The organism is Noviherbaspirillum sp. ST9, from assembly GCF_048799745.1.
GTDB lineage: Bacteria > Pseudomonadota > Gammaproteobacteria > Burkholderiales > Burkholderiaceae_D > Noviherbaspirillum.
The window spans coordinates 1-12,169 of record NZ_JBLWFR010000007.1 but is presented as its reverse complement, the minus strand read 5'-3'; the positions used below and the strand labels follow the sequence as shown (position 1 = coordinate 12,169).

11 protein-coding genes and 1 pseudogene are annotated in these 12,169 nt (G+C 60.4%); 8 read left to right on the top strand and 4 right to left on the bottom strand.

Translation table 11 applies throughout. The annotated features are described in order from the left end of the window. Window positions 1-29: 29 nt before the first annotated feature. Window positions 30-1,283: an urea ABC transporter substrate-binding protein gene (gene urtA, locus ACNOHI_RS16600; protein ID WP_420475805.1), complete on the bottom strand. Its 1,254-nt coding sequence runs from the start codon at window positions 1,281-1,283 to the stop codon at window positions 30-32. A 296-nt stretch (window positions 1,284-1,579) separates the two neighbouring features. Next, window positions 1,580-2,677 carry an ABC transporter ATP-binding protein gene (locus ACNOHI_RS16595; protein ID WP_420475804.1) on the bottom strand — a complete coding sequence of 366 codons (1,098 nt, stop codon included), beginning with the start codon at window positions 2,675-2,677 and terminating at the stop codon, window positions 1,580-1,582. 87 nt (window positions 2,678-2,764) lie between these two features. Here ACNOHI_RS16595 and ACNOHI_RS16590 point away from each other — a divergent pair, with 87 nt between their 5' ends. Beyond that, window positions 2,765-4,417: an ABC transporter permease gene (locus ACNOHI_RS16590; protein ID WP_420475803.1), complete on the top strand. Its 1,653-nt coding sequence runs from the start codon at window positions 2,765-2,767 to the stop codon at window positions 4,415-4,417. Between the two features lie 128 nt (window positions 4,418-4,545). Here ACNOHI_RS16590 and phaP read toward each other — a convergent pair whose 3' ends face one another. Both phaP and ACNOHI_RS16580 read right to left on the bottom strand, forming a co-directional pair. After that, window positions 4,546-5,109 (bottom strand): TIGR01841 family phasin, encoded by a 564-nt coding sequence (gene phaP, locus ACNOHI_RS16585; protein WP_420475802.1) that lies wholly within the window; start codon window positions 5,107-5,109, stop codon window positions 4,546-4,548. Window positions 5,110-5,164: 55 nt separating this feature from the next. Further along, window positions 5,165-5,392, bottom strand: coding sequence for a hypothetical protein (locus ACNOHI_RS16580; RefSeq protein WP_420475801.1), 228 nt, complete (start codon window positions 5,390-5,392; stop codon window positions 5,165-5,167). A gap of 36 nt (window positions 5,393-5,428) precedes the next feature. Here ACNOHI_RS16580 and ACNOHI_RS16575 point away from each other — a divergent pair, with 36 nt between their 5' ends. From ACNOHI_RS16575 to ACNOHI_RS16545, 7 genes and pseudogenes are all read left to right on the top strand, one after another. Next, window positions 5,429-6,271: a histone deacetylase gene (locus tag ACNOHI_RS16575; protein ID WP_420475800.1), complete on the top strand. Its 843-nt coding sequence runs from the start codon at window positions 5,429-5,431 to the stop codon at window positions 6,269-6,271. A 74-nt stretch (window positions 6,272-6,345) separates the two neighbouring features. Then, window positions 6,346-7,191: a DMT family transporter gene (locus tag ACNOHI_RS16570; protein ID WP_420476162.1), complete on the top strand. Its 846-nt coding sequence runs from the start codon at window positions 6,346-6,348 to the stop codon at window positions 7,189-7,191. 3 nt (window positions 7,192-7,194) lie between these two features. Further along, window positions 7,195-7,632, top strand: coding sequence for an acyl-CoA thioesterase (locus tag ACNOHI_RS16565; protein WP_420475799.1), 438 nt, complete (start codon window positions 7,195-7,197; stop codon window positions 7,630-7,632). Next, window positions 7,629-8,324 (top strand): nitroreductase, encoded by a 696-nt coding sequence (locus ACNOHI_RS16560; protein ID WP_420475798.1) that lies wholly within the window; start codon window positions 7,629-7,631, stop codon window positions 8,322-8,324. The genes ACNOHI_RS16565 and ACNOHI_RS16560 overlap by 4 nt, the downstream gene beginning before the upstream one ends. Before the next feature lie 189 nt (window positions 8,325-8,513). Then, window positions 8,514-9,644, top strand: coding sequence for a D-alanyl-D-alanine endopeptidase (gene pbpG / locus ACNOHI_RS16555; protein WP_420475797.1), 1,131 nt, complete (start codon window positions 8,514-8,516; stop codon window positions 9,642-9,644). A gap of 313 nt (window positions 9,645-9,957) precedes the next feature. Beyond that, window positions 9,958-11,283: a response regulator gene (locus ACNOHI_RS16550; RefSeq protein WP_420475796.1), complete on the top strand. Its 1,326-nt coding sequence runs from the start codon at window positions 9,958-9,960 to the stop codon at window positions 11,281-11,283. 344 nt (window positions 11,284-11,627) lie between these two features. Beyond that, window positions 11,628-12,169, top strand: a pseudogene (locus ACNOHI_RS16545) (hybrid sensor histidine kinase/response regulator); the annotation flags it as partial.

Here is a 12,169-nt window from a genome sequence, read left to right as displayed (position 1 = left end):
TCCTCCGCGGTCAAGCGGAGGGGAGGGCATTACATGCTTTGCTTGCTCTCGTTACCCGGAATGAACGGGCTCCACGGTTGCGCGCGGATCGGGCCCTTGGTCTTCCAGACGACGTTGAACTGGCCATCCGGCTTGATCTCGCCGATCATCACGGGCTTGTGCAGGTGATGGTTGGTTTTGTCCATCACGAGGTCATACCCTGACGGTGCCTTGAAGGTCTGGCCGCCCATCGCCGCGATGACCTTGTCGGTGTCGGTGGACTTGGCCTTTTCGACGGCTTGTTTCCACATATGGATGCCGACGTAAGTCGCTTCCATCGGGTCGTTGGTGACGACGGTATCAGCATTCGGCAGTTTCTTGGCCTTGGCGTAGTCCTTCCACTTCTTGATGAACTCGGTGTTGGCCGGGTTCTTCACGGACTGAAAGTAGTTCCATGCGGCGAGGTGGCCGACCAGCGGCTTGGTGTCGACGCCGCGCAGCTCTTCTTCACCCACGGAGAAGGCGACGACCGGCACATCGGTGGCCTTCAGGCCGGCGTTGCCCAGTTCCTTGTAGAAGGGGACGTTGGAGTCGCCGTTGATGGTCGAGATCACGGCCGTCTTGCCGCCCGCCGAGAACTTCTTGATGTTGGCGACAATGGTCTGGTAATCGGAGTGACCGAACGGGGTGTAGACCTCGTCGATATCGGATTCTTTCACGCCCTTGGACTTCAGGAAGGCGCGCAGGATCTTGTTGGTGGTGCGCGGGTAGACGTAGTCGGTGCCCAGCAGGACGAAGCGCTTGGCGCCGCCGCCATCCTTGGACATCAGGTACTCCACCGCCGGGATTGCCTGCTGGTTCGGCGCGGCGCCGGTATAGAACACGTTCTTCTCGAGCTCTTCGCCCTCATACTGGACCGGGTAGAACAGCAGGCTGTTCAGTTCCTTGAAGACCGGAAGCACGGACTTGCGCGATACGGAGGTCCAGCAGCCGAATACGACGGCAACCTTGTCCTGGGTGACCAGCTGGCGCGCCTTTTCGGCAAACAGCGGCCAATTGGAAGCGGGGTCCACAACCACGGGTTCGAGCTTCTTGCCCATCACGCCACCTTTTGCATTGATCTCTTCGATCGTCATCAAGGCCACGTCTTTGAGCGAGGTTTCGGAGATCGCCATCGTGCCCGACAGCGAATGAAGAATACCGACCTTGATGGTGTCGGCGGCCAGTGCCTGAGGCATCCAGGCCGAAGCAACGAGAGTCAAAGCGCCAGCAGCGGTCGCTTTCAGGATTGTGCGACGGGACATGTGTAACTCCTACGGTTATGGGTTTAATCGGAGTGCGATGGCTCGCGGGCAATCTTTAGCAGGTTGTATGCCAATCAACTTGCGGACGAGATGACGTCCTTTTTTCGTCCGGTCGTACTGTTCTGGTGCGGTCTGCGCAAGTGTGGTGAATGACGCGCGCCGCATTTGGGCGGGCGCGCTGAAAGACGGTGCGTTTATCTGCTGAGAGGCACTTTATGTGTGCGTGCCGGCGGGCATGCGTACGCCTCTCGCTGCTGGAGGGATACGGCGGGTCGTTCGATGGCAGTGAGCCGGCGTTAGCGGTCGGCAGGGAAGGTCACTACGTGGTCGGCACCCAGGCGGATGCCGATCTTCTCGCCGATCGCGTGATTATGGTGGGAGGGTACGAGCGCAAGCAGCATCTGCCCGCTTGGAAGCTTCAATGTATACAGGAACTCCGCGCCGCGAAATGCCTTGCGCACGACCTCTGCCTGCAGGGGGCTGCCGTCATCGTGGATCACGTCATCCGCGCGCAGCAGCACGTCGACCTGGTGGGCATTCTTCTCGTCGGTCGCACAGACGTCGACGCCCTGCCAGAGGGGCAGGCTGCCCAGCTCAATATTGACCTGCTGGTTGGGCAGGTCGATGGTGCCGGGCGTGAATACTCCCTGGCCAATGAAATCCGCGACAAAGCGATTGTCCGGCTTGTGATAGAGGTTGTAGGCGGTGTCCCACTGCACGATCTGGCCGTTCTGCATGACGCCGATATGGTCCGCAATGGCGAACGCTTCGTGCTGGTCGTGCGTGACCAGCACTCCGGTCGTGCCCAGTTCCTTCAGGATATCGCGCACTTCGAGCGCCAGGCGCTCGCGCAGGTCGACGTCGAGGTTGGAGAAGGGCTCGTCGAGGAGGAGCAGGTCGGGTTGCGGCGCCAGGGCTCGGGCAAGGGCCACGCGCTGTTGCTGGCCGCCGGAAAGTTCGTGCGGGTACAGGCGAGCATGCGTGCCGAGGCCAACCAGAGAGAGAAGCTTGTCGACGCGTGCCTTGCGTTCTCCCATCGTGAGCTTGCGCAGGCCGAATGCAATATTGTCCCAGACCGAGAGGTGCGGAAACAGCGCATAGTCCTGGAAGACAACGCCGACATGGCGGGTTTCCGGGGAAGCGGTAAAGCCCTCACGGCTCAACTCCCGGCCGCCAAGTGAAATCTGGCCGGCCAGCAGCGATTCGAAGCCCGCGATGGCGCGCAGCACGGTTGTCTTTCCGCAGCCGGAGGGACCGAGCAGGCATCCGATCTCGCCTCGCGCCAAAGCGAACGTCAGGCCGTGCACGATTTCCTGAATCTGCCGGCCGACCGGATATCCCACCTTGATGGCGTCGACTTTGAGATGGCTGCGGAGCGGGAATGGAGCGTTCATGGACCGTGGCGAATAATTGCATGGGCGTAATTCGATATTGATTATAATTCTCATTCAGAGAAACCGTACACTTCATAGTGGAATTCCATGCGTAATCCCCCCTTGCGCCCTTGCCATTTGTGCAAGGGCAGCAGCCAGGTGTTGCTGGTCGCGTCGCTTGCGGTCGCCATCCTGGTGGGCGTGCCGATTCTTGGCGTCCTATCCAACCTGCTCGCCGGCCAAAGTGCGGAAACCAGCTCGACCTTCGCCCACCTGGCGTCCACCGTGCTTCCCGAATATGTGTTCAACAGCCTTGCGATTGCGGCCATCGTCGCCGTGCTCGCGGGTGCGGGCGGGGTGGGGTGTGCATGGCTGGTCGCCGTGTTCGACTTTCCCGGCAAGCGCCTGTTTGAATGGGCACTGGTCCTGCCGCTGGCCATGCCGGCCTACGTGGTCGCCTACGCCTATACCGATTTCCTGCAGTATTCCGGTCCGGTGCAATCGGCGTTGCGCGCCAGCTTCGGCTGGCAGGCGAGCGATTACTGGTTCCCGCAAATCCGCTCCGTGGGTGGTGCGGGCATCCTGTTCGCGATGGTTCTCTATCCGTATGTCTACCTGCTCGCTCGGAATGCTTTTCTTGAACGCAGCCCGCGCATGTGGGATGCGGCGCGCACGTTGGGCATGGGGCCATGGCACGCCTTCGTGAAGGTCAGCCTGCCGCTCGCCCGACCAGCTGCGGTGGCGGGCATTGCGCTTGCGCTGATGGAAACCCTGGCCGATTACGGCGCGGTCGCCTATTTCGGCGTGCCGACGCTGACGACCGGCATCTATAAATCCTGGTACACGTTTTCAGACCGGACGGCAGCCGCGCAGCTCGCCGCGGTGCTGCTGATCGCGGTCACCGTGTTGATGCTTCTGGAACAGAAAAGCCGTGGACGCGCCCGTTATTACGCGGTGGGCAGCCGGACAAAGATGCAGTTGCCGATGCCGCTGCGTGGCCTGCGCGGCTGGGGATCGACGCTGTTTTGTCTCGTTCCTGTACTGCTCGGGTTCGTGATTCCGCTGGCGATCCTGTTGCGCTTGATTCTGCGGGAAGAGTCTGTCGTTTTTGGCACGCGCTACCTGGAGTGGCTGAAGAACAGCGTGCTTCTGGCCGGCGTCACCGCGTTCATTGCCGTGCTGATCTGTATCCTGCTCGCCTACGCCGCCCGGGTGACGAAGAGCCAATTGCAGGCTGCGTGCAACCGGGTGGTCAGCATGGGATACGCGGTGCCGGGCGCCGTCATTGCTGTAGGTATTCTGATTCCGCTGTCCCGTCTTGACACCTGGAGCGCCGATCGCGGTTTCGGCGTTGTGTTGACTGGCAGCGTCGCGGCTTTGGTGTACGCCTATCTCGTGCGCTTCCTCGCGGTGTCCTACCAGAGCGTGCAGGCGGGCCTGGTCAAGATCACGCCGAGCATGGATGCGAGTGCACGCATCCTCGGCCATGGCCTGGGTGCGATGCTGCTGCGCGTGCACGCGCCTCTGCTGTGGCGAAGCGTACTGACGGCGGGTCTGCTGGTATTCGTGGACGTGGTGAAGGAATTGCCCGCGACACTGACGGTGCGCCCCTTCAATTTCGATACGCTGGCGGTGATTACGCACCAGCTTGCTTCCGATGAGCGCTTGGGCGAGGCAGCCCTGCCGGCGTTCACCATCGTGATGATCGCCTTTATCCCCGTGATCGTACTGGCGCGGGCGATTGCCAAGGGAAGCAAATAAATAGTACGGACGAAAAAAATGCCCTGGAAACCAGGGCATTCGAAGCGGTACCTGTAGAGGAGGAGGCTTGGGTACCGATTTGATCGCTGTTGGCTACCCCGGATCGAATCCGGGTAGCCGGAGCTGAATTACTTCTTTGCTGCGCGTGCTGCCTTCGGAGCAGCCTGGGTGAACTGGCCAACGGCGTTGTTCAGGTTGGCTTCGATGGTTTCGACGGCTTGCTTGGTGGTCTTGCTCAGTTGCTCGTAACCTGCGTTGGCGTTGCCGATCGCGGTCTTCAGGATGGCAACGGCGTTCTCGGAACCGGCCGGTGCGTTCTTCGAAACTTCTTCAACCAGTTCCAGGACCTTGCGGCTGGTTTCGGCGATCTGGGCTTCTGCGGCCTTGGTGAATTCAGCTTGCACGCCGGAAGCGATGCTTGCCAGGTGACGGCCGTAGGCCAGTGCCTTCTCGGCGTTCGGCTGTGCTTGTGCAGCGGCCAGGCTCAGGAATTCTTGTGCGTCCTTGACAGCCAGGAACTGCTTGGCAGCGGCGCTGGACTCTTCCAGGGATGCCTTGGCAACGTTCAGGTTCAGGTCGACGACCTTCTCGACGCCTTCGAATGCCTTGTTGGTCAGGGCGGAGATCAGGGACAGTTGGGCTTCGAAGTTGGCTTTGGAAGCGGCGGAGAATTGCTCGGGGATTGCAAACATGTTCGGCTCCTCAAGAGGGCAATGATTGGTCAAGTAAATGCGTGGGACGCAACCATCAGACTTCTTTTGTGCGTCGCAACAAATCGTATTTTAAGGAGAAATTTTGCTGTGTCAATAAGTTTTGTTGCGGAGCGTCAAAAATCAGCATCTGCGTCAAGTTATTGATTTTCAGCAAGTTATGGGCCGAAGTTGTGCCGTACCATGCCGCGCCGCAGCGCATGCTAAACTGCGCTGTCCCGCCCTTTACGTAAACGTCAACGTGAAAGCCTTCTACAGCGACCATTTCGTGCTGCCGCTCCCGGAAGGACACCGGTTTCCGATGCAGAAATACCGCCTCGTCAGGGAAGGCGCCCTGCGCGCGGTTCCGGCCTTGGAAGTGCATGAAGCGCCGCCGGCGACGGACGGGGTGCTGGCCCTGGCCCATCATCCGGATTACATTCATCGCGTCTCCGCCGGCCTGCTTGCGCCGGCGGAGCAGAAGGCGGTCGGATTCCCCTGGTCGACGCAAATGGTGGAGCGCTCCCGGCGTTCGGCCGGTGCAACGATTGCGGCTTGCCGCGCTGCCCTCGTGTCGGGCGTGGCGGCCAATCTGGCAGGGGGAACGCATCATGCATATGCGGACCGCGGCGAAGGATTTTGCGTATTCAACGATTCCGTGGTCGCCGCTCGCCTGATGCAGGCAGAACGCCGCGCGCGCCACGTGGCGATCGTCGACCTGGATGTCCACCAGGGGAATGGCACGGCCTCCATCCTCGCGCGCGACGATTCTGTCTTCACGCTTTCGCTCCATGCGGAAAACAACTTTCCGTTTTCGAAGGAGTGCAGCGACCTGGATGTGCCGCTTCCCGATGGAACGGATGACGCGGTCTATCTCGCTGCCTTGCAGGAGGCGCTGGCGACGATGTTCGCGCGTATCGATCCTGACCTCATCATTTATCTTGCGGGCGCGGATCCGCATGAAGGAGACCGGCTCGGCAGACTGAAACTGTCCATGGCGGGGCTGGCCGCGCGCGACCGGATGGTATTTGACCAGGCGAGGTCGCGCGGCATTCCGGTGGCGGTCACCATGGCGGGCGGCTATGGCAAAAACATCCAAGACACGGTGGACGTGCACATCCAGACTATCGGCATTGCATCCGCATATTGTCGAGACCACGCATGACCGTCGCCACCCGATCCTCCCTATCCGGCTCGCTCGCCGCCGATCAGCGGCCGCAAAGCCCATGGATCTCCTCCATGCCCTTTATCTTTGTGCTCATCTGGAGCACCGGATTCATCGTGGCCAAGTTCGGCCTGCCGTATGCCGATCCGCTCACCTTTCTCCTGCTGCGATTTACCGGCGTGCTGGTCGTCCTGCTTCCCTTGGTATGGCTGATGAAAGCGCCATGGCCGGTTGGACGGATGCGCCATATTGCGGTGGCGGGAATGCTGGTGCAGGCGGGATATTTGGCCGGCGTGTGGTGTGCGATCAAGCTGGGCATGCCAGCCGGACTGTCGGCGCTTATCGTCGGCCTGCAGCCCATCCTGACTGCGTTCGCCGCGCCACTGGTGGGCGAAAGGGTGCGAGGAAGGCAGTGGGTCGGGCTGATGTTCGGGCTGTGCGGCGTCGCGCTGGTCGTGGCCAACAAGATTTCAGTAGCCGGCTTATCATGGCAAAGCATTGCGCTGACCGTGTTCGCGCTGATGTCGATCACGGTGGGGACGCTGTACCAGAAGCGCTATTGTCCCAGCTTCGACTTGCGCACCGGGACGATTATTCAGTTCGCTGCATCCATTGCGGTCCTGCTGCCGTTCGCGGTGGCGTTCGAACACCTTGATGCAGGCCTGCGCAATGTGCAATGGACGCCGAACTTCATCGGCGCCTTGCTCTGGTCCATCCTTGCGCTGTCGATCGGCGCGATCTTCCTGCTGTTCGCGCTTATTCGCAAGAGTGCGGCGACGCAGGTGACCAGTCTGCTTTATCTGACCCCGCCGACGACGGCAGTCATGGCGTGGGGGATGTTTGGGGAGGCGTTCAGCATCGTGGGCATGCTTGGCATGGTGCTGGCCGTCATTGGAGTGGCTCTTGTTGTGAGAAAGTGAACAATGCGACCGGAAGCGAAGAAACGCAGTGACTTCAAGCACTTCCATACCATCACGACGCGATGGATGGATAACGATGCCTATGGGCACGTCAACAATGTGGTTTATTACAGCTGGTTCGACACGGTGGTCAACCAGTTCCTGATTGCCAACGGCGTGCTCGACATCGAGCACAGTAACGTCATTGGCCTGGTGATCGAGACGCAGTGCAATTATTTTGCCTCGGTTGCCTTCCCGGAGCGCGTCACGGCCGGCGTGCGCGTGTCCAAGCTCGGCAATTCCAGCGTGCGCTACGAGGTCGGCATCTTCCGCGAGGACGAGGAGTCGGCTTCAGCGCAAGGCCACTTCGTCCACGTCTATGTAGACCGCGAATCGCGTCGCCCCAGTGCGATCCCCGAACCCATGCGTGCCCTTTTGCAAACCATCACGGTGCCAGAATGATTGAATCCAACGAACAGAAAATGGTCGACGCGGCGATCACGTCGCGCCGCTCGATCCGCGCCTACCTGCCGACACCCGTCGCACGTGAGGACATCGAGGCGATCCTTGAAGTTGCGGCGCGCGCCCCATCGGGGACTAACACCCAGCCATGGAAAGTTTATGTGCTGACCGGCGACGCCAAGGACAGGCTGTCGGCGGAAGTCCTGCGCGCCCATAACGATCCGGCGCTCGGCAAGGAGCACAGCGAGGAATACGCGTATTACCCGCGAGAATGGGTGTCGCCCTACATCGACCGGCGCCGCAAGGTAGGCTGGGACCTGTATTCGTTGCTCGGCCTCTCGCGGGAAAACAAGGCCGGCATGCATGCCCAGCACGGACGCAATTACCGCTTCTTCGATGCGCCAGTCGGCATGATCTTCACTATCGACCGAATCATGGAGCAGGGGTCGTGGCTGGACTACGGCATGTTCCTCCAGAACATCATGGTTGCGGCGCGCGGGCGCGGGTTGGATACCTGCCCGCAGGCGGCATTCACCCAGTTCCACAAGATCATCGCGAAGGAACTGGGATTGCCGGAAAGTGAAATGGTGGTATGTGGCATGTCGCTCGGGTTTGCCGACATGAGCAAGATTGAAAACACCTTGGTTACCGAGCGCGTCCCGGCCGGCCAATTCGCGAAATTCCTTGGATAAGCTTGCCAGCCATGTCACCTTTAAACGCGGTTCGGGTTGCAAGGAGGCATGGCAGTTGTGCAACCTCAATTATCAGTAAGAAAATTGTTTAAATTTCTGCGCTAACTACTTAATTCGCTTGCCGATTTTCACTATTTTGCTAGACTGCAAGATATAATTCCGGCTCGCAAGAATTAGGGAGGGGTGCAGATGCTCAGGTCAGCGCTGGGAATCGTCGTGACATGTTTGGCGTTGGCCGTGGCCGCCCCTGCGGTGCAGGCGGCAAGCACAAGCAAGTCGTCGACGAAGAAGTCGGTCGTCAAGAAGTCGGCGGCCAAGGCGAAAACATCTTCAGCGCGCCGGTCTGCATCGACCCCGGCCAAAGCGTCGAAAGTCTCGAAAGCCGCCAAAGCTCCGGCGGTCGCCAAGCGAAGCACCGCTTCCCGGAAAGCGGTGGTCGCGAAACAAAAAGCAGCTGTCCAGCGCGTCGCCTTCACTCCGTCCCCTCATGATTCCGCTTCGGTGCTGACTGCCGGCGATATGGCGGGCCTGCACCAGACGCGCGATGCGCTCTCACTCAAATCCAATGCCGCCTTTGTCATCGACCAGGCCTCCTCGAAGGTGCTGTTTGAAAAGAATGCCGGTTTCGCGCTGCCTATCGCTTCCCTGACGAAGCTGATGACGGCCCTGGTCGTGGTCGAGGCGCGCCAGAGTATGGATGAAGTCCTCGAAGTGACTTCCGACGACATCGACCGCGAGAAGAACAGCAGCTCGCGCCTGCGCGTCGGCTCCCAGATGACGCGCGCCAACATGCTGCATATCGCGCTGATGAGCTCCGAGAACCGGGCGGCATCCGCGCTCGGCCGGAATTACCCGGGCGGCCTGCCGGCATTCGTTGCCGCAATGAATGCCAAGGCGAGGGTGCTGGGCATGAAGGATGCGCATTTTGTCGACTCGACCGGATTGTCCAGCCAGAACGTAGCCAGTGCGCGCGACCTGGCAAAGCTTGTGGTAGCGGCGTATCAGCACCCGGTCATTCGCGACTACTCCACCGATCCGGAATATGAGGTCAGCGCGGGCAGATACCACCTGAACTACATGAATTCCAACCGCCTCGTAAAGAATCCCGGCTGGGAGATCGGACTGCAGAAGACCGGCTACATCGCGGAAGCGGGGCGCTGCCTCGTCATGCAGGCCCGGATCGAAGGCCGGCCAGTCGTGATGGTCTTCCTGGACTCAAAGGGCAAGGACACGCGCCTGGCCGATGCCGGCCGTGTGCGCAAGTGGCTCGAGGTTGCACGACCCCAGGCGGCGACGCCGCTGGCCGCCCGCGAGGGTTGATACCACGCAACTGAAAACAGACGGCCTTGACACCCAGATGTTGCTGTCGGGCAGGGCCAACGTTGTATGCATGCCGGCTGTGCAAGTACTGCGCAGCCGGCTTTATTTTTCTGTGTTACATTGGTTTGGGAAACACCCGTAATCCGACGCTGCTTCACGGCAAGAAGCCTCCGTTAGCAGGATGGGTCATCCAGTAGTACATTGATAACTCAAAGCGGCCTTCGGGCTCCGGTAGCGCGCTTCGGGAAAAGCAAGCGGCGCGGGGAGCGGCAACCGGGCCGCTTTTCTTTCAGTAAAGTCTTTATACAGCACTGTGTTTACTCCAAAAGTCCTGCTCGTCAACGACGATGCCGCGAGCCTGCTGGCCTTGGCGAGCCTGCTCGACACGGATGGAACAGGTTATCGGGTCATGACCGCGCGCTCCGGTGAAGAGGCATTGCGCCAGGTGCTCAACAACGATTTCGCCGTCATCCTGCTCGATGTCAGCATGCCGGGCATGGACGGCTTCGAGACGGCCGAGGCGATTCACTCCCACCCGCGTTCGGCATCGGTTCCGATCATTTTCATTACCGCGCATTACGCCGATGAGATGAACCGACTCAAGGCGTACCAGAAGGGCGCGGTGGATTATCTCTTTACACCCATCATCCCGCAGATCCTGCAGACCAAGGTCTCGGTGTTCGTGGAACTTGCACGCAACAATCTCCAGCTGCAGCGTCAGAAACTGGAACTGGAAAAGCTGAATCACGACTTGCAGGAACAGCGCAAGCAGGATCTGGATCACATCAACGAACGCCGCCAGGCGGAAGAAGCGCTGCGGCAGTCGCAGGAAGAATTGCGCCAGCTCGCCAGCTACCAGGAGCGCATCAAGGAGGACGAGCGCAAACGCATCGCTCGGGAAATCCACGACGAGCTCGGGCAAAACCTCCTTGCGCTGCGCATCGACATCGCGATGCTGCATGCGCGCACCGGTACCTCGCATCCCAAGCTCAACAAGAAGGTGCAAGCCGTGCTCGAGCATATCGACAGCACGATGAAGGCGATGCGGGCAATCATCAATAACCTGCGCCCCACGGTGCTCGATCTCGGTCTGAATGCCGCGATTGAATGGCAAGTCAAGGAATTCCAGCGCCGTACCGGCATCGCGTGCGAGCTGCTGATGCCCGAGGCAGAAGTGGTCGTGGACGACAATCGCGCCACGGCGTTGTTCCGCGTCCTTCAGGAATCGCTCAATAACGTGTTCCGTCATGCCCGGGCGACGCGGGCAAAGATCGAGTTGCAGATGACTGGCGAGCGCCTGCTCATGTCGGTCTCGGATAACGGTGTCGGCATTTTCCCGGGATGCAGGCGCAAAGCGAATTCGTTCGGGCTGGTCGGCATCAAGGAGCGCATCAGCACGCTGGGTGGCGAGCTTTACATCGACACAGCGCCGGATTCGGGAACCGCGCTGACCATTGCGGTTCCCTTGCCGCTCGTCGAAATGGGTGGGGCGCCGGTACGTCTTGAGTGCGAGTCCGGAACGCCTGTCCTCATGGAACGCAGGGCGACCGACACGGTGAAGAAGAACGTTGCAACGCCCAAACGTCCGCTGTCAACGCGGCGCGCGAAGTCGCTCTCCGCCGACACCTCACGCGACTAGCGCAAGAGGCGCAATCCCCTGTTCTTTGCATGCGATGTTGCGTCCGGTTCAAGCGAATTGAGAATTATCAACGGTACGTTCGGTAAGTGAATTCCCCCGCTTTCCCTTGTTGCCCGCGCATGTCGTTTGGACCACAATAGCCTTCTAATTTCTCGTTGGAAATAGCGCCCCGAGCGCTTTCACCTGGCGGCCTTTTCTGCGTAAATAAGCGTGTGGTTTTCGCCATACGTTTGCATCTACCCTGTATTGAGCGACCGGTGCCGTGCTGCGGCACGGGCATCTTGCGCGGCCATGCAAACGGAAAAGGACCGGCGGGGAATTTTTGAATCACGGATGGAGACAACATGATGGACACCAGGACAGAGCTGCGGGATGAACTGGACGACAAGTTGCTGCTTGGCGTACTGACCGCGCTGAAGAAGGGCGATTTTTCAGCGAGGATGCCCTCGGACCTGACCGGCCTCGCCGGCAAGATCGCCGATACGCTGAATGACATCATGGAGGCCAACGAACAGTTGACCCGCGAGATCACGGAGGTCAGCCGCGTGGTCGGACGCGAGGGTCGCCTGACCCAGCGTGCGTCCGTGCCGAGCGCCGCCGGCGGCTGGGCAACCATCGTGAAATCCGTCAACACGCTGATCGACGATCTTGTCCGCCCGACGACGGAGATGGCGCGCGTGATCGGCGCGGTAGCGAAAGGCGACCTGTCGCAGACCATGGCGCTGGACGTGGATGGCCGGCCGTTGAAGGGCCAGTTCCTGCGGGCGGCATCGACGGCGAACACGATGGTGGACCAGCTCTCCTCGTTCGCCTCGGAAGTCACGCGCGTGGCGCGCGAAGTGGGTACCGAAGGCAAGCTCGGCGGCCAGGCCAATGTGCCGGGCGT